The 23,667-nt window shown below is 41.2% G+C and carries 27 protein-coding genes; 4 read left to right on the top strand and 23 right to left on the bottom strand.

What is annotated here, in order from left to right:
• From F3J22_RS18120 to F3J22_RS18035, 18 genes are all read right to left on the bottom strand, one after another.
• On the bottom strand, positions 1-1,059 hold the full coding sequence (locus F3J22_RS18120) for a DUF6528 family protein (protein ID WP_167019355.1): 1,059 nt from the start codon (positions 1,057-1,059) through the stop codon (positions 1-3).
• Between the two features lie 3 nt (positions 1,060-1,062).
• Entirely contained in the window at positions 1,063-2,172 is a 1,110-nt protein-coding gene (locus F3J22_RS18115; RefSeq protein ID WP_167019354.1) for a DUF6528 family protein, read from the bottom strand.
• Positions 2,173-2,185: 13 nt separating this feature from the next.
• Complete coding sequence (locus tag F3J22_RS18110; RefSeq protein ID WP_167019353.1) at positions 2,186-3,742, bottom strand: RagB/SusD family nutrient uptake outer membrane protein; 1,557 nt, start codon at positions 3,740-3,742, stop codon at positions 2,186-2,188.
• Positions 3,743-3,755: 13 nt separating this feature from the next.
• Complete coding sequence (locus F3J22_RS18105; protein ID WP_167019352.1) at positions 3,756-7,187, bottom strand: TonB-dependent receptor; 3,432 nt, start codon at positions 7,185-7,187, stop codon at positions 3,756-3,758.
• A 134-nt stretch (positions 7,188-7,321) separates the two neighbouring features.
• On the bottom strand, positions 7,322-8,482 hold the full coding sequence (locus F3J22_RS18100; RefSeq protein ID WP_167019351.1) for a FecR family protein: 1,161 nt from the start codon (positions 8,480-8,482) through the stop codon (positions 7,322-7,324).
• Between the two features lie 214 nt (positions 8,483-8,696).
• Entirely contained in the window at positions 8,697-9,239 is a 543-nt protein-coding gene (locus F3J22_RS18095; protein ID WP_167019350.1) for an RNA polymerase sigma-70 factor, read from the bottom strand.
• 243 nt (positions 9,240-9,482) lie between these two features.
• On the bottom strand, positions 9,483-9,809 hold the full coding sequence (locus F3J22_RS18090) for a hypothetical protein (protein ID WP_167019349.1): 327 nt from the start codon (positions 9,807-9,809) through the stop codon (positions 9,483-9,485).
• Between the two features lie 139 nt (positions 9,810-9,948).
• The gene (locus F3J22_RS18085) at positions 9,949-10,266 is read right to left on the bottom strand and encodes a hypothetical protein (RefSeq protein ID WP_167019348.1); all 318 of its coding nucleotides are present in this window, start codon (positions 10,264-10,266) and stop codon (positions 9,949-9,951) included.
• A gap of 7 nt (positions 10,267-10,273) precedes the next feature.
• Positions 10,274-10,759, bottom strand: a complete 486-nt coding sequence (locus F3J22_RS18080; protein WP_167019347.1) for a hypothetical protein — start codon at positions 10,757-10,759, stop codon at positions 10,274-10,276.
• A 64-nt stretch (positions 10,760-10,823) separates the two neighbouring features.
• Entirely contained in the window at positions 10,824-11,327 is a 504-nt protein-coding gene (locus tag F3J22_RS18075; protein WP_167019346.1) for a hypothetical protein, read from the bottom strand.
• 774 nt (positions 11,328-12,101) lie between these two features.
• On the bottom strand, positions 12,102-12,503 hold the full coding sequence (locus tag F3J22_RS18070; RefSeq protein ID WP_167019345.1) for a hypothetical protein: 402 nt from the start codon (positions 12,501-12,503) through the stop codon (positions 12,102-12,104).
• A gap of 69 nt (positions 12,504-12,572) precedes the next feature.
• The gene (locus F3J22_RS18065) at positions 12,573-13,061 is read right to left on the bottom strand and encodes a hypothetical protein (protein WP_167019344.1); all 489 of its coding nucleotides are present in this window, start codon (positions 13,059-13,061) and stop codon (positions 12,573-12,575) included.
• 54 nt (positions 13,062-13,115) lie between these two features.
• A complete protein-coding gene (locus F3J22_RS18060; RefSeq protein WP_167019343.1) occupies positions 13,116-13,553 on the bottom strand; it encodes a DUF6000 family protein in 438 nt (145 codons plus the stop codon).
• 59 nt (positions 13,554-13,612) lie between these two features.
• The gene (locus F3J22_RS18055) at positions 13,613-14,146 is read right to left on the bottom strand and encodes a hypothetical protein (RefSeq protein ID WP_167019342.1); all 534 of its coding nucleotides are present in this window, start codon (positions 14,144-14,146) and stop codon (positions 13,613-13,615) included.
• A 168-nt stretch (positions 14,147-14,314) separates the two neighbouring features.
• Positions 14,315-14,761, bottom strand: coding sequence for an SMI1/KNR4 family protein (locus tag F3J22_RS18050; protein WP_167019341.1), 447 nt, complete (start codon positions 14,759-14,761; stop codon positions 14,315-14,317).
• Between the two features lie 260 nt (positions 14,762-15,021).
• A complete protein-coding gene (locus F3J22_RS18045) occupies positions 15,022-15,501 on the bottom strand; it encodes a hypothetical protein (protein WP_167019340.1) in 480 nt (159 codons plus the stop codon).
• An 87-nt stretch (positions 15,502-15,588) separates the two neighbouring features.
• Positions 15,589-16,020 (bottom strand): hypothetical protein, encoded by a 432-nt coding sequence (locus F3J22_RS18040; RefSeq protein WP_167019339.1) that lies wholly within the window; start codon positions 16,018-16,020, stop codon positions 15,589-15,591.
• A 618-nt stretch (positions 16,021-16,638) separates the two neighbouring features.
• A complete protein-coding gene (locus F3J22_RS18035) occupies positions 16,639-17,145 on the bottom strand; it encodes a hypothetical protein (protein WP_167019338.1) in 507 nt (168 codons plus the stop codon).
• A gap of 121 nt (positions 17,146-17,266) precedes the next feature.
• Here F3J22_RS18035 and F3J22_RS18030 point away from each other — a divergent pair, with 121 nt between their 5' ends.
• Complete coding sequence (locus tag F3J22_RS18030; RefSeq protein ID WP_167019337.1) at positions 17,267-17,449, top strand: hypothetical protein; 183 nt, start codon at positions 17,267-17,269, stop codon at positions 17,447-17,449.
• 97 nt (positions 17,450-17,546) lie between these two features.
• Here the strand turns inward: F3J22_RS18030 and F3J22_RS18025 are convergent, their stop codons facing one another.
• Complete coding sequence (locus F3J22_RS18025) at positions 17,547-18,059, bottom strand: hypothetical protein (protein ID WP_167019336.1); 513 nt, start codon at positions 18,057-18,059, stop codon at positions 17,547-17,549.
• A 204-nt stretch (positions 18,060-18,263) separates the two neighbouring features.
• On the opposite strand from F3J22_RS18025, the gene F3J22_RS18020 reads away from it, so the two are divergent.
• Positions 18,264-18,512, top strand: a complete 249-nt coding sequence (locus F3J22_RS18020; RefSeq protein WP_205195405.1) for a hypothetical protein — start codon at positions 18,264-18,266, stop codon at positions 18,510-18,512.
• Between the two features lie 24 nt (positions 18,513-18,536).
• Here F3J22_RS18020 and F3J22_RS18015 read toward each other — a convergent pair whose 3' ends face one another.
• The 3 genes from F3J22_RS18015 to F3J22_RS18000 all read right to left on the bottom strand — a co-directional run bounded on the left by F3J22_RS18015 (position 18,537) and on the right by F3J22_RS18000 (position 19,995).
• A complete protein-coding gene (locus F3J22_RS18015; protein WP_167019335.1) occupies positions 18,537-18,890 on the bottom strand; it encodes a hypothetical protein in 354 nt (117 codons plus the stop codon).
• 272 nt (positions 18,891-19,162) lie between these two features.
• The gene (locus F3J22_RS18010; RefSeq protein WP_167019334.1) at positions 19,163-19,474 is read right to left on the bottom strand and encodes a hypothetical protein; all 312 of its coding nucleotides are present in this window, start codon (positions 19,472-19,474) and stop codon (positions 19,163-19,165) included.
• Positions 19,475-19,590: 116 nt separating this feature from the next.
• A complete protein-coding gene (locus F3J22_RS18000; RefSeq protein ID WP_167019332.1) occupies positions 19,591-19,995 on the bottom strand; it encodes a DUF4440 domain-containing protein in 405 nt (134 codons plus the stop codon).
• Positions 19,996-20,227: 232 nt separating this feature from the next.
• On the opposite strand from F3J22_RS18000, the gene F3J22_RS17995 reads away from it, so the two are divergent.
• The gene (locus F3J22_RS17995) at positions 20,228-20,428 is read left to right on the top strand and encodes a hypothetical protein (RefSeq protein ID WP_167019331.1); all 201 of its coding nucleotides are present in this window, start codon (positions 20,228-20,230) and stop codon (positions 20,426-20,428) included.
• A gap of 6 nt (positions 20,429-20,434) precedes the next feature.
• A complete protein-coding gene (locus F3J22_RS17990) occupies positions 20,435-21,613 on the top strand; it encodes a nucleotidyltransferase family protein (RefSeq protein WP_167019330.1) in 1,179 nt (392 codons plus the stop codon).
• On the opposite strand, the gene F3J22_RS17985 is transcribed toward F3J22_RS17990, so the two are convergent.
• Entirely contained in the window at positions 21,586-23,667 is a 2,082-nt protein-coding gene (locus tag F3J22_RS17985; protein WP_167019329.1) for a prenyltransferase/squalene oxidase repeat-containing protein, read from the bottom strand. The genes F3J22_RS17990 and F3J22_RS17985 overlap by 28 nt on opposite strands.

The following is a 23,667-nucleotide window of genomic DNA, read 5'->3' as shown; positions in this document are numbered from 1 at the left end:
TTACTGGTAATTATCGTACACTACTTTTACTTTATAGAAACAGGCACCGCTAACGATGCGGGAGCCTTGCCATTGTCCGCCGGAGGTATAAAAATCCACGGTGCTGGTAGACCAGTTGTTCAAGGAGCAACTCACTGCCGGGCGTGGGTTTTTATTGGCATCCGGCCGCGTCAGCACAATCTGGCCGCTGGGCTGGTTGCCGATACCCTTTACGAAAGTCAGGTTGGTGGTAGGCGCTGTGGAGAAGGTTTTGGTGGTCTTATTAAAAATATATTCGCCACCGTTAGTGGTCACCCATAACAGATTGTTATTACCGTAATACGGACTCACTTCATGCCCCCATACGCTGGGCAAGGTAACACGGTACTGCGTCAGCTCCGTCAGCACAGGGTTTGCCGTGGTGCCACCTACAGCCAGTGCCGTAAGTATATGTGCGTTGGTGGCTACATCCTGCCCTATTACCCAGATACCATTGATACCGGGGTCCCACAGTACGGCATGTGCCTGCGACAACGGGAACTCAGCATAGGTGCCATTATCCGCACCCTGAGAAGCGGCGTATACCCGTACCCAGTTGCCATCAGAGGCTGCCAGTGCTATATTGCCATCCGGCAGCAGTTCTGCGGAATGCACATTGGCGTTGATAATCTTTGACCAGAGGCGTTGTCCGGAAGGAAAGCCGACCAGTGCCGCCATACTGTTATCGCAAAGTGCCGCCACCGCTGTATCCTGGCCGGAGGCCTTCTTTCTTAACTTAAAATCTGTTCCGCCGCCCCATATTTTTATTTCGCTGGCAGAAAAGCCCAGGCCTGTAGTGGGTACCCATTTCCATTTTTTTGCGGCATCGGTATTCCAGTCGGTCACCATCGGATCATAGAGCACGAGCTCTTTGGTAGCGTCGTTGGTGAGGGCAAGCAGCTGCCCCGGATAGGGCTGTGGTGTCTCAGTTACCGGAGGGGTGGTAGTACCGGGAGATGTAGCATCTCCCGATTTACCACTGCAGGCCATCTGACATATCATCAGACAACAGGCAGCCCCTGTCAGAAATATTTTTTTCATATATCAATAATAGTTAGGATCGAATGTTTTCCCTTTGTAGATGGCGGCCCCGCTGACAGTGCGGGAACCGGTAGCAGCGCCGGTGGCGGCATTATAGAAATTCACGACGGAAGTACACCAGGTGTTGGCCGGGTAAGCCGGACACCCCGTACTGGGGATGGTTTCCACGAGGGTATTCTGTCCGGGCTGACTACTTACCGCCTTTACGAAAGTTTGCTGAGCCGCGCCAGGCATACTGCTGAAGGTACCGGTGGAGATATGAAAAATATATACGCCACCGTTAGTAGACAGCAACAGCTGATCGGAGTTATTTACATCTGCCGAAAGATCGTGTCCCCAGGCTGATGGCAGCACATTATACGTCACCAGTAGCTGTAACTTCGGATTGGTAATAGTGCCGCCACTTGCAGCAGTATTATAGCCATACTTACGCAGTTCATTTCCCAGTGCCCACAGCACCTGGTGGGTATTATCCCAGAGCAGTGCATGTGCCGAAGCGAAATAGTACTGCGTATTTACACCATGATTCGGCGATGGTTGTGAGGAGGAGTAAACGCGGATATATCCCTGCGGCCAGGCTGCACCCGCGCTGGCCACCACACAGTTACCATCAGGCAGTATTTCCATGGCATGTAAACTGGTGGTGTCGTTGAAGCCCATCACCCATAGCTTCTGGCCACGTGTACCCGTTCCCGTATACCTGGCGATAGTAGCCAGCCGGTAAGAGGTAGCCGTGATCACCTGTGCCGTATTCGCAAATACGGTGTTGTTACGGACCTTAATATCCGTAGGGGTTTCCCAGAGTGAGATCTCACTGCTCTGGATATACGACAACGCCGTGGTGGGCTTCCAGGTCCACTTAGGGGTTGTCCACGAGGCATCCGCAGGATCATAGACCTCTATCTGCTGATTGGTCTGATTGGTAATGGCAACCCAGCAGCAGGTGGCTTCTGTTTTGGCACCGGTGCCTTCCGCCGGCTTATTGTTGAGCGATAGCTGCTCCTCATGGCGACTACACGACGTCGCCGATACAACCCAGACAAATGCTGTCAAACAGGCAATAGCAGCCCGTAAGCAGGCATTACCTGCTTTTCTTTTGAACGTTTTCATCATGGTGAGTTTTTAGTTAATATCCCGGATTGGGGGTTAGCTTGTCGTTCAGCAACATTTCTGCATTCGGAATAGGAAACAGCAAACGGTTCTCTGTCACATTATAACTTCCCGGCTGCAAATAACTGTACATGGCTTTCTGTTTAACACCGAAGGCCGTCATCACCGTAATGGCATTGCCGGTACGCACGAGGTCCAGCCAGCGTTTATTTTCAAAAGCCAGTTCTACTCTTCTCTCTTTTAAAATAACTGATTGTAATGTTGCCTGGTCTGTGGTAGTAATATTATGCGTAGCATCGCCGAATGCACGCGTTCTTACCTGGTTGATATAACCGATAGCTTCACCAGCTTTTCCTTGCTGGTTCAGACTTTCAGCGAGTAACAACAACACCTCGGCATAGCGGTATACCGGCCAGTCGTCGTTGGACTGGTTGCCAATCGTATGTGCGTGCAGGAACTTTTTAGGAAATGGCCTGCCTGTTTTGCCGGCCGGCGCTACGTAGTTCACCACAGATTTAACGGCAGTTGCCGTAAAATCATCGGTGCCATTAAACGTTCCTTCTGCAATGGCTATAGATGCATCGAGGCGAAGGTCGCCGGGCTCATAGGCACTGATCAGGTCCTGTGTAGGCGTATTGTAGCCGCCCACCGTGGTGATATTATTGTAGTTCACCCCTGTCACCACCGTCGTATTGGCCATGCGTGGCAGGAAGTTATAGATAGATGCATCTGTATTGGCCTGCGGCACAGATAAGCCCGTGTTGAACTGAATTTCAAAAACAGACTCACGGCCATTCTTGTTAGCTAACGCGAACGCATCACCGTAATTTGGAAACAGGGAATATCCCATAGCCGTCACCTGCTTCAAGGCATTTTCTGCCAGATCATATTTTTTTAAGGTGAGATAAACATCTCCCAACAGGGTCAGTGCTGCCCCTTTGGTAGCACGCCCTGTCTGTGGAAATGCCGGTGCATCTAACATGGTAGCTGCATCGGTGGCATCGGCTATGATAAGGTCATAGACTTCCTGTGCGGAAGAACGTGGAATATAGGTTTCATCGCGGGTAAGCGGCGCACGCTTATAGATCGGCAATCCACCGTAAAAACGCACCAGGTCAAAATACGCCAGCGCGCGGATGAACTTCGCCTGTCCTACAATGACATTGCGACTGGCATCCGTTAACTTGATATCATTAATATGATCCAGGATAACGTTTGCTGCGGATATCACATTGAAACCAGCATTCCATTTGGCAGGTGTCTGGTTGTTGTATTTATCATCCAGGAAATCGGCCACCGCACAGCGGTTGGTGGTAGCTACCGCCTGATCGGAAGATTTATAATCATAGTGCGTATTATCCGAACGCATCTCCCCCATCGTCCAGGCCGACTTATTATTATACAACCCACGAAGCTGGTTGTAGGCGCCATTCACCGCCAGATCAAAATCATTTTGTGATTTGAAATAGCTATCCAGGTTGATGTAATTGGGATCATTTTCTGTCAGAAATTTCTTGCAGGAAATTTCAGTCAGACTGATGATCAATAATATAAAACAGAAAATCTTTTTCATTTTTTGCTGATTTTTAAAGACCAAGGTTAAAGCCAAACGTAAAGGTTCTTTGCAGCGGATATGCGCCGAGGTCCTGCCCCTGCGCCGTTACGATATTCAATCCGCCGGCACTCACTTCAGGATTACCAGGATAGCTGGTGAAGATGTATACGTTCTGCGCAGCAGCATATACTCTCAGGCTTTTAATAAATGGTGTTTTAAATTTCCTGATACTATAACCCAGGGCAATATTGTTGATCGTAAGATGTGATGCATCATGGATAAACAACGTATTATCCGTGCGGTATGCCACCGTTGTTCCTGCCAGCGTACGTGCTACCCTTCCGTTGCCCGGATTCTCCGGAGAACGCCAGCGGTCCAGCAGCTCAGGAGGTCCGTTAAACACACCGTCCAGGTTGTAGGTACTTTCCTGCATACCATTTTTCAGCTTGTTGCCATAGGTACCGGACATGGCTATACTAAGATCAAAATTTCTGTACGCGAAAGTGTTGGTGAAACCGAAAATGAATTTAGGATTAGGGTCGCCAATCACCGTCTGATCTTCAGGGAAAGTAATTTTACCATCGCCGTTGATATCTTTAAATCTTACCGTACCTATCTGTGAAGTAGTAGTGGTACCGGTTCCGTAGTATTTAGGGCCTGCGTCTACCTCTGCCTGTGTTTTGAAGATACCATCGAACACATAACCGTAGAACTGCCCTACAGGCTTACCTACCAATGTGCGATAGTCAGTAAATTCGGATAAAGTAGTTGTTGGATTATCAGAGAAAGAAATATTATTCAGGCCGATACGTTCTACGATATTTCTGTTAAAGGCGATATTAAAATCAGTATTCCATTTCAGTTCCCCCACGAGATTTTTGGTGCTCAATGTAATTTCATGTCCCCATTGGCGGATATCACCAAGATTGTCCTGCATAGTGGAGAAGCCGGAAGATTGTGGCACCGGCACTACGAACAGCAGGCCACTGGTCAGTTTGTTGTAATAGTCATAGGAGATATTCACCCTGCCATCAAATAGACCGATGTCGATACCGGCATCCAGTTGTTTATTACGTTCCCAGGCGAGATTCTTGTTACCCAGCGTGGATTGCACCTTTCCGCCTGCGAGGCCGGTAGAAAAAGTATAGTTGGCATTATCAATGCGGGCAGTGGTCGTGTAATTACCTATTTCGGCCATACCTGTTAAACCATAGGAGCCACGTACTTTCAGCAGACTCAGATATGGAATATCCTTCATAAAAGGTTCATCACTTACGATCCAGCCGGCACCGATACTTGGGAAGGTTCCCCATTTATTGTTGGCACCAAACCTGGAAGACCCGTCTCTGCGCAACGTTGCCTGGATCATGTAGCGGTCTTTATACGTATAGTTGGCACGGGCCAGGAACGACGCCATCGACCAGGCGTTGAAGCTGGAAGTATTGGTAGTGATACGCGTAGCAGCACTCAGGTTAGAGATACGATTATCCGGGTAATCGCGGCCTACCATATCGCTGGCAAAACCAGTAGAACGCTGCATGGTAAAGCCTCCCAGCAGGTTCAATGAATGATCTTTACCTATCTGCGGATTATAGGTCAGCGTATTTTCATTCAACCAGGAGAAATCATTATTCTGTAATACTTCACCGTAGGCGGAGTTATTTCCCGGCGGCGGATTCTCCATAGGCACCGCGTTGAAACCTCCCATAGAAGTAGATGGAATGAACCTGTTACGGCTCATGCTGCCGAGGTCTGTGCTACCGGATGTGCGGAAGGTGAGATGATCAAGGATTTTGATTTCGGTAAACACATTCGCCAGTACGCGTAAGCGGTTGGCATCATCTTTCACTTCGAGCAGCTGCCGTAACGGGTTCGCCCATACGAATTGATTGGCAAAGCCAGTAATACCTAATGCCAGCGTACCATCGGGATTATAGGGAGAGCCCATGGTAGGGATCATGGCTGCAGAGGCGAAGATGGCGCGTTGTCCGTCTACATTGAAGCCATTACCCTGCCTGTTGTTATGTTCCAGCTGCAGCGATGGCGCGATGCCCACGCCTATCTTCACCCGCTTACCCGGATTGAAATCTCCGTTCATGCGCAGTGAAAAGCGTTTGTAGCCGGTGTTCACCAGGATGCCCTGCTGGTCGAAATAGCCGCCTACAATGCTGTACGCTGCCTTATCATTGCCGGCATTCACGGCGATGCTGTAATTCTGTACCGGTGCGGTTCTGGTGAGCACGCTGTACCAGTCGGTCCCTTCGCCGTATTGGTCCGGGTTCTGGTATACGGCAGGGATGCCGCCGGTATATCCTTCGTATTTGATTTTGTCTTCATAAAAACCTTTCATGTAAGTAGCCAGCTGGTGGGCATTCATGACAGGAGGTATGAGCTCGCGCATCAGCGAAGCACTGCCGTAGTAAGAGTTGAAATCAATTCTTGTAGCGCCGGCCTTTCCTCTTTTAGTGGTGATCAGCACAACACCGTTGGCGGCGCGGGAACCATACAGCGCAGTAGCTGCGGCATCTTTCAGGACCGTAAAAGTTTCAATTTCATCCGGGTTGATGTTATTGAGATTGTCAGGCGTACCTACCATCGGTTGTCCGTCTACCACCACCAGTGGCCTGATGCTGGAAGTCAGTGAAGAGGCGCCACGGATGCGTATATCCATGCCTTGTCCGGGCCTGCCGGTCGTTTGAACCACCTGGGCGCCGGGGAGCTTACCGGGGAGTCTTTCCAGGAAAGTACCCGTGGGCTGGTCTTTCACACCAGCAGCGGAAACGGTAGACAGGGAGCCTACCACGTCACGTGTTTTTTGTTTACCATAGGCCACCACCACTTCTGTCAGCTGGGAAGATGTTTGTTCCAGCTGTATGTTGATGAGTGTTTGTCCGCCGATGGCCACTTCCTTAGGTGTATAGCCCATATAGGTAAAGGTGAGTATGCCACTGGCTTCGGGGACATTCAGCGCATAGGAACCATCCGGCTGCGTATTGGTACCCAGCTGGGAGTTTTTGAGTCGTACTGCCACGCCAGGCAGGGGTTGTCCGTTGGTATCAGTTACGCGTCCTTTGATGGTAACGGTAACCACGGCCGGCTCCGGGAGTCGTGTCACTACGATGGTGTTCTGGCGGATAGTATAGGTAAATGGCTGGTTGGCAAATGTTTTGCCCAGTACTTCTTCCACGGAGGCGTTGGTAACCTCGAGGGCCACTGGTCGGGCGCTTTTTAAAATATCGACATCCCACAACACATTATAACCGGTTTGTTTGCGTATCTGGCGAAAAACTTCTTCTAAAGTGATTTGTCTGGCAGATAAAGTTACCTTCTGAGCATAGCTGGAGGCGCTGACTTCCATTAACGCTGCGATCATTAAAACAACAGTTAGTTTCATAATCAACAGGATTTTTTTGCGCGTAGTGCCGGTCATTACCTGGCACACGTCAGGTATGTAAAATTTCATTACATTTGGTTGTTAGAGTTTATTAATGTGGATGATAGCTCAAAGTAGATTTCACAGGGTAAGCGCTAACAGTACCGGCAGTGTTCCCGCATTGCCGGTTTGTTTTTTTACGTACCACTGTTTTGCTGATTTGTTTATGGCATAACGGTGATCCTCCTTCCTTCTATTTTAAAGTGAACAGTTCCGGTTAGTTCCAGCATACTTAATACTGCTGTTACATCTTTGGTACGCGAGAGGCTTCCGGCAATTGCTTTTCCCGAAACATTGCCTTCGTAGCGGACATCCACATCGTACCAGCGGCTGATCTGCCGCATGACGCCTGCTATATTTTCATTATCAAAAACGAAGTAGCCGTTTTTCCAGGCGATGGCTGCTTCCGTGTCGGCATTTTTAGTTTGAATAGATCCGGAGGCTTTGTTCAGCATAGCGACCTTGCCGGGTACCAGCAAAGCGTTGGCCTGATCATACGCTACCTTTACGGAGCCTTCCAGTAATGTGACGAGGTTCTGTTTTTCTTCCGGATATGCGTTAATATTAAAATGGGTACCTAATACCCTTACGTTCATGGTTTTTTCAGCAGTAGTAGCTACCGCCACCGTGAATGGCCGCGATGCATCGGGTGCCACTTCAAAATACGCTTCACCGGAAAGCGTTACACTCCTTTCTCCTTCCGGAAAGGACGTAGGATAGTGTAACGACGAACCGGCGTTTAACCATACTTTGGTGCCATCCTGCAGGATAATGCGATACTGGCCACCATAGGGCGTATTCAGCGTATTATATACAGTGCCTGCCGCCTGACGGGTGCCGTTATATTGTAAACTTCCACTATCCGTTTTATTGACGGCGACGCTGCCTTCCTGCGACAGCAGCCCATTGCCGGCATCTTCCAGCACAATCTTCTCTCCATTACCTAATATTAATACCGCTTTATTACCACCAGGTGTAATGGCTTTTGGTGCCTGCGCCAAAGGGGCCTGCTTCGGAGAATGCTGTAACGGCGGCATATACAGCCAGGTAGCGAGTCCGGCTACCAGCAGCACGGCAGCTGCAGCGGCCCAATAATGCCAGCGTTGTTTATGCACCACCGTTACCGGTGCCGGTGTGGAGATATGTTGTTGTATCTGTCCCAGCATGCGTAAGCGTACCCGCTCTTCTTCGTCTATATGCTCCGAAAACCATTCCACGTCGGCCTCGCTATGCTCCTGGTACCAGGCCATCAGGCGTGCTTCTTCTGCCGGCGAGATAGTGCCATCCAGGTATTTGTCGATCAGCTGATATATGTTATCCTTCAACGTATAGATTTTATGCTTTATACTGATATGTACCACAACTTTATGGCTACCCTTAGTGGTAACAATTATTTTTTACAGGAAAATATTTCACATGGCATAGTCGTCCTGACATTTGTTGGTCAGGTTCATAACATGGACACTATGGCTACATTTATATGTACCACAGGAACTGTTTTACCCTTAGTGCAGGTAATATTTTTTTGGGAGAGAAATATTAAGGACGGAAGATTTCTGCCAGCACCACTGCCCATATGTAGGGGCGGTTCAGGCGGAGTCGTAATACTTTGAGGGCTTTGGTGAGATGTGCTTCGGCGGTTTTTTCCGCGATGCCCATGCGCTGGGCTATTTCAGGGATACTGAGGCCTTCTTCCCTGCTCAGTTTGAATACCAGCCTGCATTTTTCGGGCAGCTCTTCTATGATGCCCTGGATATACTGCTGCTGGAACCGGGTATAAATCTTTTCTTCATCCCAGCTGCTGATAACAGGATCGGTAATCTGCTCTTTGATGGCAGTCCTTCTCTTTTCGCGGGCATATTGCTTGAATACAGACAGTCGGACTGCGGTGGCGAGATATGCAGCCACATTATCGATAAACAGCTCATTACGGCGGTTCCAGAGGCCAATAAAGACCTCCTGTACGATCTCTTCTGCAATGATCTTATCACCGCTATGGTGAAAGGCAATGGCCAGCAACTGCTTCCAGTAACGGTTGTAAATTTCAGTAAAAGCGATATTATCGCCCTCTCGCAAGGACATTATTAACTGTGTGTCAGGATGTTGCGAATACCGATTCATTGCATGGAAACTTCACAAGGATATAAAAATAATCCGAAGTTTTAGATTAGAATTGGAAAAGATAACAAAAAAGAAATGCGGGAGGATATCCCTACAGGAATATTATTTTTATCTATTATAATAAATGATACTATCCATCCTTTATACAGGCCGCAGATATGGTTAATACTTAGAAGTAACATACATGCGATGTCTTACATTTATTTAATCAGCGCCGAAGTACCCATCAGGGTTCTCAATAAAGTAATCTCTTAAAGCGTTTAAAATAACCGATTTTATTTCAGCCTCCGGCTTACCTTCATTAACATGAAGTATCTGGTTAATCCAATGCATATCAGATTGAAGATTAATTTTTTGCTGATACCAAAAAGTAATGGAAAGTCTAAGTTTTGGCACCTTTAAAGCCATCCCCAAACCATCAACAAATCCATCCATGTAACTTTTCAATGATACAACAGTACTATCAGACAAAACCATTAACGGACGTCTTTCTATCAGATCAATCCATTCCAGTATTTCAGCAATTTTCATTGATACAATTTTTCAAGCCAGTGGTGAGAACCGGAAACATAAGCCAATGCTAAGTTTTCAGGTCTGGTTTAAAAACATTATTGATCCTGGACAACATAAAATCGAAGTAATTATTTCTTTTCATTAGGTAAAACATCACTTATTCCGGTACCAGATCTATCAGCTTAAATTTAAAATCATCCTCCTCCTTGACAATCAATTGCACCAGGTCGGCAGCGTACCAATCAACTTTTTCACGCAGAAACAAGAGAAAGGCAGCCAGATCGAGGCCGTTATAAGCTCCGATAAGGATATTACATTCCAATCGTTTTGTTCCCCCATACCAATCCTTTTGCAACTTATTATCCTCCACGGAAACGATATAAAAGCCCGGTTCATATTGTGATATTTCTGGTATGATTTCGTTCACATCTTCCAATGTACTAAAAGTGAGAATGAGGTTGGTAACACGGCTCATAGCGTATTTATTTGGATTGTTGCATTTCACTAAATAACCGACGGATATTCTCCACATTATAAAAAGCATCCAGCTTTGCTTCTTCCATATTTCGTTTATAGGTAGCAACCTCGTATGGCACAAATTCCTGTCGCTCTTTCTGCTGATAACCATCAGGCACAAAAAGATCAAAACTTTTGCACTGAATCCTCCATTCTGTCCCCACCTGGTGCTGCCAGCAACCAATCATAATGTGCTCATCAACAGTCAGGTTGTCTGCACGATTATCTTCATTGATGAAAATTTGCTTCCATCTGTCACCTGCGGCAATCTCAAAAATGTCTTTAAACACCACGTAGCTATAATCAATAAAGCAGATCTTCTTTGATATGGGACTGTCTGGCAATAATTGTATACCAATATAGGGAATGATCAACCAATCGGACATCCAATATCCCATCCTGGAATAGGCTTCGCAAGTATTAATGAATTCCGGGTTATTTAAACATAGCATAGTGTAATTATTCAAAAAATTTCAAAGGATCATCATTACCTGTTTTATGGCCTTTCAAAACATACTAATCTATAAATAAATCCATCACTTCAATTTCAGATTTAAGCACCTGATCAGCCAGAATATCTATGCCATTAAAATACATGTAATAATCATAGCCAAATCGAAAAATACAATCTGCGCTGCAAACAAGTTCCGCCCATAAATATTCCCGCAGAATCAGTTGTACAATCGTCGGCCATACATCTAACCCCATAATTTCACCATCAACTACTGAATTATACCTGATAAGAAGATCTCCATTCAACCGTGTATCAACAGCTGTTTTTTCAAGGCTCCTGACTCTAACCTCGGAATATCCAGCCCGTTGCATGATTAACAGTATAGATGCAATATAATGTGCTTCGGTCCTGAAATATTCAGCTGGTGTTAATTCAACCCCATCAAATGATTTCCCTATATCACAAAACGAGGTCCATTCATTTTTAGTATATGCTCCATTAGCATTCCGGTATCTGGGATTATATTTTGTGATCCGCTGGGCTGTAAATCTCCAGTCATCATTCATCAGTAGCAAATTAGTCAAGTTATTCTATTAAAATTTTTATCATAATACCATCTAAAAAAATTGATAAGCTTGCATGTGTTCATCTATACACTTTGATAAGTTCATTTTACTTTTCTGAACGAATACGTAAATAATACAGGAACAGATTCCAGCAAACGATTTCTTCCAAAATTGAACTGCAAAATATCATTCTCCCAAAACTCAAAATGGTATATAGTTCTCACCTGTTTATTTTGCATCATAATGGCACTATCGTTCAGGAATTTGAATTTATAAACTTTCTTATGAATGATAGTATTATTTTTCGAATTCTTCAAAATCTGGCAAAAAGTATTATTCTCCATTGAAATGAAGAGTTCCATATATTCATTATCAATTTTTTGAACTGATCTCCAATTACCCATTATCCGTGATTTTGACTGAGCACTACAGATATTAGCAATCAGAAATAAAATTAAAAGAAATTTTAGTTTTACGAATCTTCGCATCATTATCTACTTTAAAGCTTTTGACATTCTTTTCTTTCTTCCACATTTATTTGTACTTCGGACACTTAATTCTTCTCCATAATAAGCTTAGCAATCATATCTCACTGTATTCAACCCAATCCACACTTCAAAGCTTAGCGATATAAGCCGCTAATTGATCTATTTCTTTTAAAGCAGGAGTTGTCCTGGAATCATCAAGTAGTTTTTCTGTAATGCGTTCCCAATCCAACAAATTTATCCCAACCAGTTTGGAATGTGTCCAGTATAATTCCTCTTCATGTCTAATTTAGTTAGGGTACATGCTTGCTAAAAAAGTACGTATATCTCTTTTAATGTCTTCTGCTATGACATTATCATTCAAAATTTCTTGAATAAAATCAACCTCCAGATAAGCATTTGTAAAAATGATAAAATTTAAAAATTCAAAAATAGTATCAAAACGCCTATATAAGGCTATCATTTTATCATAATCAAATTTCGACCACACTTCCGGAAGACATAGCATCAACCGTATTGAATAATTAAAACTAGATGTTTCAAAATTATATTTAACAAATTCAATCTCATTCAATGCCAGTATTTCTGGTACAAATGGCTCCAAAAAAAATCTATCTACGGGATAAATTTCCGCTTCAGACATGGCATGAAATGATATATAGTCTGAAAACTCCTTTATATTTCTTTTCATATTTCCTTGTTAAAGGCCTTTTTGATAAAATAAACTGGTACATGAGTGCAAGGAAAATGTATCAACAACTTAGTTAGCTTTAGAAAATATTGTTATCAGTTTCCCTTCATGATGAATCAATAAAATATTACCCGATTCTCTGGATAACAGTAAATAATCACTCGGCTGAAAGAACTCCATATTAAATTGCTTCTCATACCATAGAGCGAATGCATTAAAAGTTTTCAACCTGAATCCAAGGCACTGATCAATCTTCAATAATTCATCAGAAACGAAGAGAATTTCATCATCAGGCATAAAACACCGGGATTCTTCCATTAATTCTCCAAAATCACTAATAGAATAATCATGAGTCCCCATCTCAAAATCCTCCCAGTCTCTAATATCTATTATGCTTGTTTTTAGTCCACTATCCAGCGCAAAGGAGTATATGGCAGATGGCAACAACTTTCTCTTCTCTATTAAAGTAGATAATTGAAACTCTTGTTGAATTAGCTTACAGAAATAAGAGAGTGTATATCTATTTGGGGCATATTCTTCGGGGTTAATTTGTTTCATTTTCCTATGCTTTACTTCTATACGAACTACTGTAATCAATTTCAGATAGCCGTTTTATATAAATAATCCCATCATGTCTTTTACCCTATTTTCCTTACCTGTTACCGGATAATACGCTAAATATTCAAGGGATTGATTTATCCATTCCATTTCCAATGACATTTCATACATATGCCTGTATTTAAGCAAAATACTAATTGATTGATCCCTTGGCACTAAAACAAGTATGCACAACAGATAACCTTTAATCTGTTTTCCAGTAACATCACGGAAAATAAATTCAACAATTTCATCCATCAAATCAAGTCGCCTTTTGTATGCTATACAGAAGGAGGCGAGTAATTTTTGCCTCCAACCACTATTTAAATATTCAAGAATTTCCCTGTCGGTCACTAAATCTGCATACTTATCTGCATTAGCTAAAAACTCCTGACGATCCCTCAGATTAAAATTCGTCAGGCACTTAAGAAGTGTTCGTTCTATTTCATTCATCTTATAATTTACAGTTTAGCTTTCTAATATAGAACCTTAGGCGCAGTAATAAAACTAAATTATAGTCCTAAAAGCATGGCATAAAAATCATAATAAGCTTCCCCTCCGGCTATATAGGCACATTGCTCCACTGTAGCAGACCTCCTGACGTCATCGTTATAAACAACATCATCTAAAAGACATTCCCAAAAATACCCTTTGCAGATCAGTAATGCTTCCAAAAATGCGGGACAATTATGGGCACAATCCCATAAAGTATGCTTAGGCTGATCATATTCTAATACCTGGATAATACCAGAATATTTATTAATCACCAATAAATCAACTTCCACACTTCCAATATAATAAAATGATTCATCTTCAGTTACCGCTTTACTAAATCCGACCATTCCTATTTCTACTTTAGATAAATCGTATTTACTCAATAACTCAATTACAACATTACCTGTCAATACTATCCCGGATTGAGTATTTAAATTCTTTACAGGGTCAATACTACGCTCTACAGTTGACGCAGAAATCTTCTTTTTTACCAAAATATCATTTGAGGGAATTTGAGATTTCAACTCTTCTATAAATTTGCTCGCAGTCATTTACTTATTTTAATTCATTAATTTATCTAGAGTAGTTCTATTACCATGCTCATTATAATGCCTGGCATCCTTTTCAGTAAGTGCAGGAAGATTAAAGTTATCTTCTAAATTCTATATATAGATTCAATTAGCCCACATTAATCGTAAGTTTTAACCAACTATCGGTTATTAACCTGGTATTTTGATAAATCCATCCAAGTGAAGCTCAGATTTAAAAAACTCGAACAAGGTACTAAATTCAATTATTCTCCCGGATTCATAAAACACAGTAACCGGAGGATTTTCACATTCCGCCACAAAATAAGCATAGATATAACCTTGATGCATCCAAAATACAAATGCATCGGCTGGCAGTGGACTTAAATTATACTCACTTATCGTTTCTTCAGCATAAGATTTCAGTAAAAATAAATCTTTGAAAAATGCATCTGTTCCACGCATATAAGAACCTGCCCCTTTACCCATACGCAGCAAAAAATTTTTATAAACCTGCGGGAAAGTAATATTAAAATGAATCTCTAATGAGATTACCTCATCTTCACTGCATGGCTCAAGATCAAAACCCTTATCCTTTAGGTAATTCGCTATATCAAAAACATTCTCAATCTGTAACATACTATTGACTTAGTTCTGTAAGTTTTAGGTTAACATTTGGATACCCGTTCATAAACTGTTCTATTTTTGCCTTACAAGTTTTGCTCATGAACTTTTTTCTCTTAAGCTAAAGGGTTTAGATTTGAACTGCAAGATGTACTTGGCCGGATGGATACTCAATAATCAAGTTCTCTTAATTCACCAACAATTTCAAATCTATATTTTAGACAAAATTTGCTAAAAATACTTTTTCTACTTTATTTCTATTAGTACTACAATTACTACTCGGGCCTCAACTCTCCAAAGGGGATTAGGTAAAATAAAGGTTCGAGCTCTAGTTCTTTAAAATTATTAAAACTATTATCCGTTTTGACGATGGAAGCAGGCTCATATCCAGTAAAAACAAATCTGACTGAATGGGGTGAATATCTTATGAATTTAAGATCACATTGCTCCATAAATTTAATAAGAAACATCCGTTCATCATTTGTAATAAATTTCTCAGGAATATTTGGATCCGGTTTAGCCGAGTCACACTCTTGCCAAAGTTCCTTACCTGTATAAGTTATTTTAAATGAAAAACATGAGGGTACTCTTTTTACTAATGAGTCTCTAAATTCTGCCACCTTTATAAATCCATCTTTATTTTTTGTAAAAATATCAGATTCATGGTTTCTACCTTTACAGGAGGTAAGAAGAATTACAACAGATAATGTAACCCTCCATATAGTATCAAATTTCATAAATTTATTATTATTCATTAAATGCGAATTTAAAATCTAATACTCCGAATCGCCGGCTTCAAGATAACTCGTTGACTTTAAGGTAAAGGGATTTCTTTTTATAAATCAAATAGCGATAACCTCACAATTTTTAAGACAGTTTGCTCCGTTTAATATTTCTAATACCCTCGCTGATACATTCAGATATTTTTCTTGATCTAATTTGATGTCATCTTCTGCCGTACCTATAACCTCAATCCACTTAAAATCAGGTACATCTTTCCCTTCAGGATTCAAATCAAAAAAAAGCTCAGAAAAAGAAAATTCTACATTATCATTTACAATAAAACCACCTATATTATTAGCATATAATATATTCAATAATCTTTCAGTAATCAAAAAAGAAGGAAAACTCGTAATCAAATCCCCCCCCAGCCAATCATCAAACTCAAAATGTAAATGTTTAATAGTTGGCGGATGAACTTCCTTATTCAGAATTGTTCTTATAGCTTGCCCTCCAGGAACTTCTGGCTTTAATCTGTAGTATGTTTTATTCATTATCTAGTTTGTTTGATTGTCTCCTAATTCGGGTGCTACTGGTATGGAAATTTTTATTCTCACGGCATCCTGCACAGGTGCAGTATTTAACGATGGCAAAAACTGATTCCCCACAGAATGATCAATTGAAGTTGCATGATCTAATTACAATTCTCTAGTCATATTAGCTTGATTCGCTTGGTAAAATTCATTCCAAGCTATTCTAATTTGGCTTAAATGCAGGGTATTATTCACCGCGATCAGATACCGTTGCCTGGACGTTGCCTAAATGGTTACTTAATTCAACGAACTCGAATTAATAAAAATAGTAATAAATATTATTAATATTTAGATAAATGAAGTGAGAGAGCCTTCTTTACTTGCCGTAGTAAAGATTGCGTAGCTATTCGGCGTAACTCTAGATGAGCTGATTAACCTGGAGGGCAAGGTTCCAACCGAAGTAAAAGTAGAAGATAAAACTGTAGCGGAGAAGCCGCGTTTAATCGAGCAGCTCGAAGAAGAAGACAAGCAAGCACTGTACCGGATTATCGACACAATGCTTACCAAGTCTAAGTTTAAGGATTTCTTTCAGAAAAATATGTTGGATTAAAACCCACACCAATTCCCTCATAAAATCCTTTATAATAATCTTCTAAAGAAGAATGTCGTAACTATTGAGTTTTGATTATTATTAAATTTTATTCCACACTCATTATATACCTCTCCAAAATCTAACATGATTATACATTCATTCTTCTGAAACTTAGGCTTATTTGCTGTTATTTTATTCTTCAACTCTTGCACCTCTTTTGGCGTAAATCCCAGAACTGTAGCCATATAATCTAATCTTTTGAACAAATAGTTATAATTCTGCCCTTTCGAAATTTTCTCAAATGCCTCAATACTCAAAGGAAGAGAAACAAAAGTATAATCACCATCAACCTCTGTATCTGTAATCACATCATACTTTACCCATAAATAACTATTATCGTTCAAAATAGCCGAATACGATTTATTTTTCACATCCACATTTTGAAATTTGATATTGGTCAGTTTTTTAAACCTCATTTCGTCCGAATAGAGCTGAGCAACACAAACATGCATTGTTAAAACAAAAAATGTAACAGAGGCAAACGCTTTTTTCATATTTTTTATGTTATATTAACCTGTACATTAGAAGCATTCCTCGAAGGTAATAGAGGATGTAGCATTATATACCGTTGGCATATTACCGGTACGACTATTAACTGTCAGGCCGGCAGGAACCATGCCCCCACGCGGTGATACCCAGGTAACTGTTATCCAGACTACCTCCACGGCCAGGCATCAGCATACCGAAAGGATAATAGTCGTGTGCGCTGAAAATGATCAGGTCGTCATGATCAATGCTGCTGCCATTGAGCGAGACAGCACGCTTACGATTAGATACCGTTGCCTGGACGTTGCCTAAATGGTTACTTCATTCAAAGAACTGGTAAAACTAAGAATCCTCTAACCTGCTGCCTGCCGATTACTAACAATCCAATGACATATTCCAATTACAAAAACTACTTCCAAACGCTAGAAAATTTCTGTCTTAACTCACCATTCCGGATAATATGAGGGGAATCAATCCCATTAAAAATAATTTCACCCCAATCTGCTTTAAGATCATCCCTACGAATAGTATAAATACGATTTAATGCTCTAAAATAAAAAGTCCTCTTCACATCAGCAATCTGATATACCTTAAGAGAATCCAGATACTGAGTATCCTCAGCTGCAATATTTGAATTATCAAATATAATTTCGTCAAAATTACTATCCCCATACTTCTTTCTCAGGAAATCAACCTCATTACTATCTGAATTATAGAAAACGACTACTTTATAATCGATAGTATCAGCGTTTCTAATGTCCAACTTCTGTTTTTCAAATTTAGTACTGTATGAAATTTTCTCGTCGACCTGATGCAAATCGACATTTGACTTTGTATCATCCTCGTTTTTGCCTGTTTCAACCTCATTACATGAAAAAATCAAAAAGGAAAGAATTGACAAAGTGGCAATAATTATTCTCATCTTATTTTATATTATTTATAATCCAGTTTTCTCAAATCTGTATCCTAAAATATTAAGGATGATCGGATCGTAATGATCAATGCTGCTGCCATTGAGCGAGCGATCAGATACCGTTGCCAGTACGTTGCCTAAATGGTTACTTAATTCAATGAACCCGAATTAATAAAAATAGTAATAAATATTATTAATATTTAGATAAATGAAGTGAGAGAGCCTTCTTTACTTGCCGTAGTAAAGATTGCGCAGCTATTCGGCGTAATTCTAGATGAGCTGATTAACCTGGAAGGTAAGGTTCCAACCGAAGTAAAAGTAGAAGATAAAACTATAGCGGAGAAGCTGCGTTTAATTGAGCAGCTCGAAGAAGAAGACAAGCAAGCACTGTACCGGATTATCGACACAATGCTTACCAAGTCTAAGTTTAAGGATTTCTTTCAGAAAAATATGTTGGATTAAAATTATGGAAAAGATGGATACCCATTAGGTATTATACAGATCATGAAGAAATTCATCATCAAAGTCATTTAAAAGAATATCCTCTTGTTTTACCTCATTCTTATAACGCAATTCCAAGGTTCCTTTATCGGGACCGTTTTCAACAGACCTAACCCCATCAAGCGCGCAGAAAAAACCAAAGACAGCACTCTGTACTGATTCTTTTATTATTTCTTCAATTAGTTTCTGTCCTTTATCGTCCAGAGAATTATAGAACGCGGACAATCTTCTAACGGTATCATTTGGAACCTTATTCTCCCGAAGCAATTCAAGCATCCCTGAAATAGATGCTCCTTCAACAGCTATCTTAATTGCATTAACAAATTCAATATTATTCATTATATCATTTTTTAAAAGAATCAGGATAACGTTGCTTATTTATGTCAACCAGTTTAAGTAAGATACCAACCGGTATAAACGAATTCCTTCGCAAATGTAATATTTCCATAGCTAGTAATTCCCGCGCTGACTTAGCGTTAGCGAATCTTACAGATCGAATATTTCTATGCGCATTGGGTGATAAAGCTATTACAATACCAGTATCGACTATAAAGTTTTTTATTAATCTCTTGGCGTCTTTTATATTTGGAATATGATGTAAATCTACCATTTTATGGTTTTTTAACTCTTGGCGGCTTTGCATATGAAATAGGAAATTGTGCTTTTGCAGCTTCAATTAATCTCAGCATATAACCACTAGGTATACCCGCTTCTCTTAGATCCTTTGCGTCTTTGAGAAGCAACTCTCTGTCTGTTCCTTTATAATTCCCAGTTATTTTTGGTATCATTCTATGGATATAATCCTTAATTGCTATTGCGGCCCCATTCATCTTATCATACCCGGGAATTACTTGCGAGGCCGGATGCTTCTGAGGCACTTTAGATACCATTACTTTATTACGATTATTAGGGTCCTTTTGCAAAGTAACGGTTAAATAACGCCAACACCTATACGAACTATGATTATATCGGGTATATAAGCTAAGTCAGAGAACTGAATTCTGCTATACCGCTGACGAATGTGGGGGCAAACGTACATTTATTTATCATCCTCCCACACCACCGCTGCAATCTTCCAGCTTCCCTCCTTCCAGATGAATTGAAATAGCTTGGTTCCTTTCCCAAAGAAAGGCTTACCATTTAAAACGCCTTTCTTTTCGTACCGAGAAAAACGTTGTGCAATATGGGTTTCTATCACAGTAGTTTCGGATATCCCATATTCTTCAAAATCTACCAGGGTACCATTGGTCAGCACCTCTTTACGTGGCTCAACAAAGGTGGTGAAATTGTAAATCTCGCTATTGCCCTGGGTATTTTTGATGATCACGATTTCATCGATACAACAGGCAGCCAGGTTATCTAATGGCGCCGGGCCATATTTATTGCAAAAAGCGCTGAAGAATGCTTTCGTGACAGTATCTATACGTGATTTATCAGAATCCATCGGTTAACAATTTTAGTATTTCATCCACACGAAATTAATAGATTCTTACTATAATAAAACAAAACTTTTACAGATAGCACCAGGGACGTAACACCCACTGCAGGTTGTCACGGATAACCCTGTCGTCCCATAGGATTGCATCAGGAACTGCATTATATTTGTGGATAGAAACTTATGGCTGCGCATTCAACTTTTAGCTTAATTGAATGTTGTCTATATAAATTACTGGAAAATGTCCGTTAAAAATGCATTAACCGCAATACAGGAACTTAGGAAAAGGGAAACCATCGATTTGAAAGCAGTGACTACACTGGGTGACCTGTTTACAATATTAGAAAAGAGTAATCCCCCGTTTTCCATGGAGGAATTAAAAAAAGCATTGGAAATCGACTGGAATCTCCGTTGGATTAAACATGCTGCACAACAAATATAACTGCACATGCTGCGTATTGATGCATTAAAAGCTATTTATTCAAATGAGGAGGTACTGGTCATCGCTTTAACCAGGTTATACTTTGGCACTCAATCCGACGGGGAAGTAATCCAATTTATTAAAGCAACAGCTATTGACTGGGAATCGTTTTATAAAATCATTTCAATAAATCATATCAGGGGATTTATTTACGATGTCATTACAACATGGCAAATTGAAACAGATCAACAGGTATATGATAATCTGAAAAAAGAGGTAATGAAGATCGGACTGCTTCAGTCCCATCACATAGCCATCAGGAACCAGTTAAAGACTGAATTTGACCTGAGGGGCGTTACAGTTATACCTTACAAAGGGACCACCCTCGCAGCAAGATATTACAAAACACCCCAGCTGAGAGAGAACCTGGATCTCGATTTCCTTGTAAGCAAACATGATTTGCCCCAAATAAAAGCATGTCTTTTATCGAATGGTTACAAATTAAAACACCCTATCCAGGAACACCTGATGCCCCTTTATGTGCGGTGGTACAGAGAACTTGGCTTCACATCATACAAGCATAAACTTGGTTATACCTGTTCCGTTGAATTCCACTGGAAGCTGCTGGATAATTATACAGGAAAATTTCATCAATATGATTTCTTTGTACAGCACCTGGAATCATATGCAGATATTGATGGTACTTTACACCAGGGATTGTCGCCTACTTATGATTTCCTATGCGTTTCTTCCCATCACCTGGTAAGAGAATCATTGAATAAATTTAAATATTTAATTGACCTGGCCTGTATCATTCAAAGTTCTTCCGTGCGGCTTAACTGGGAGGAAATTGACAAACATTACAAACAGTTTGGATTTTCTCCTGTCCTTCATGCAGGAATATGTACAATAGAAGAGATAATAGGGCTGCCCATACCTGTTTCTCCTGCTCACGGTGTTTCCTATCGTTTATTTACGACAACAGAAATTACCCAAAACCTGAGAGGCGCATACAAACTGGTTCACTTTTCAGGCCTTAAGCTTCAGATGGGGCAAAAAATCAGGCTAAAGATGAGGTATATGCTGTTTTCAATACTACCTGATCATAGAGAATTCAGCCGTAATATCCCCCTCTGGGCCATCCCATTAACAATACCGGTAAAAGGAATAAGGTTCATTTATAAACGGGTGACAGGAAGATATTGATACGCATTATATTTATGCAGTGCATCGAGAATAGTAATAGTCGAAAAATTTTTTCTCTCATCTTTGAAAAATTTTATATTTTCATCTGCTTCATGTTTGGTATTATCTGGGTCAGGCATCCTCATTTCTGCAGATGCAGGCCAGCTTCCTGAAGCCTCCTGTGTGTGGAGCAGATGGCAGACCATTGCGGATAGTAATTCCTTCTTTTCTATTTTAGCTGGAGAACATAAAATTGTTTTTAGTAAAAGTGCCAATTTAAACGGGTTTGGAAGATGGCTATTTAATGCTAACTGTGCATGGTTCATTGCCCAGTTAACAGCCGCAATTATTATTTCCCTGTATTTTTCGGCGTTTTTATTATACAACGCTTCCGTACTGATAGCGGTGGCATATTCAGGGCCCTTCCACCAATAGCTATACCAGTACCCTTCCGGTTTCTGGTGTTTTAACAAATATTCAATGGCCAGTTGCTCCCCTGCCAGCGCATAGGCTGCAGTTACGCAGAAATGCGGAATCTGCCATCCGTTAAAGTAGTTATGATTCTGTTCTCTGGTGATTCTGCCAACACGGCCGTTCAATGAATAAGAAATAACGCCTCCTTCCTCATCCTGATAGGCATGCATTATACTAAATCCGGCTGTCGGGAATTCATGTGAAAACTGAGCTGTAACTGCGAATAGCCAGGTCCAGATTGTACTATCTGCATCGGTAGGTATTAGCGCATTAAAACCCCATCCTTCATTTTCCCTGTACCTGGTTTTTAGTATTTTCCAGGCCCTGTGTAAAGCCCGCTGAGATTTGGCATCATTCAACCTTGCCAGATGACAGGCAACATAAGCAGTTACCCATTCATCACTGGTGCCTATGGATACGTAATAATCTTTCCACCAGCCAGACTGTTGCTGATTAGAAAGGATAAAATCTGTTCCCTTGCTTATGGCCTGCACAATAGCGGTATGGGTACAATGCTGCATAACATCAGCATCCTCAGCTACTGTGCTTTTAAAGGTTTTCCATTTGCTTTCATACCCCAGGTAGGCCTTCAGATCTATATTTTTCCCTGGTGAATAAGAGACTTTTAAATGGGAGATCCATTGTTTTAAGAACACAAATTCATACTCCTTTCGCTGCAATGATTCCAGCCATAAGTGCTCGGGCCACTCTTTGATTTGTCCGGGAAATATTTCTTTATCCCACTGCAGTACCGCATCAATTTTCGAGTGATCAAATGCCTGCAAAGCATTCAGCTGCTCTATGAGATAGCGCCAATACCCATCTTTTTGTGGGGGCGCATTCCAGAAACATTCAAAACCGATTCCTGGTAAAACATTATCGCTGATATCAATACATAAGGTTACCTTGTCTGCATAGTTGTAAATAAGGGAAATATAGCTGTCCAGCTCAGGACCGGTTCCAGGATATCCAATTTCTTTTAAAAATGGGTTTATCTCGTCAACCATCAGATTTTTTACATTTACCCGCAACGCAGCAACATCCCTTGAAAACTGGATACCTAAATAGGCAACATATGCAGTACCGGAACAATGCTCTATAATTTTATTCAGCATATTGGAAAACGGAAGATTGTCTCCCAATATGTCATTTAAAACAGCGCTGCAGGTATCTTTTGCCTGGCTACCCGACAGATGAGATGGTAGCTCAAAAAATAGCAGGGGTGTTTTAATGCCGGCAGGCAGCACATCTGCTTCCAGAAAAATCTCCGGTATATACTGGTGGTAGCAGGAGGATGTATCCATCCATTTTTCCAGGAAACGGAGTAACCTATGATAATCTCCGTCTGCTGTGGATTGCGCCTGAAACCAGTTGTAGATAGCAGGCAGATTGTCCTCATCTCTGCGGATGCAAAATTGTAAATCTACCTGCTGCTCATGGTTCATTCTGCATTCTAAGGCAAATCGAATAACAGGAGGAAAGAAATCCGCAGTACGTTGCAGTATATCCGATTGTTTGTTGGTTACAAGACAATCAGGCAGCCCTTTAAAGAAATTTCCAGTTGCTTTTAAGAGAGAATAGTTACCAGGGAAATTATTCAT

The organism is Chitinophaga sp. Cy-1792 (assembly GCF_011752935.1).
In the GTDB taxonomy this organism is placed as follows: Bacteria; Bacteroidota; Bacteroidia; order Chitinophagales; family Chitinophagaceae; genus Chitinophaga.
The sequence above is the reverse complement of the archived record's forward strand: the minus strand, read 5'-3'. Positions and strand labels throughout refer to the sequence as shown.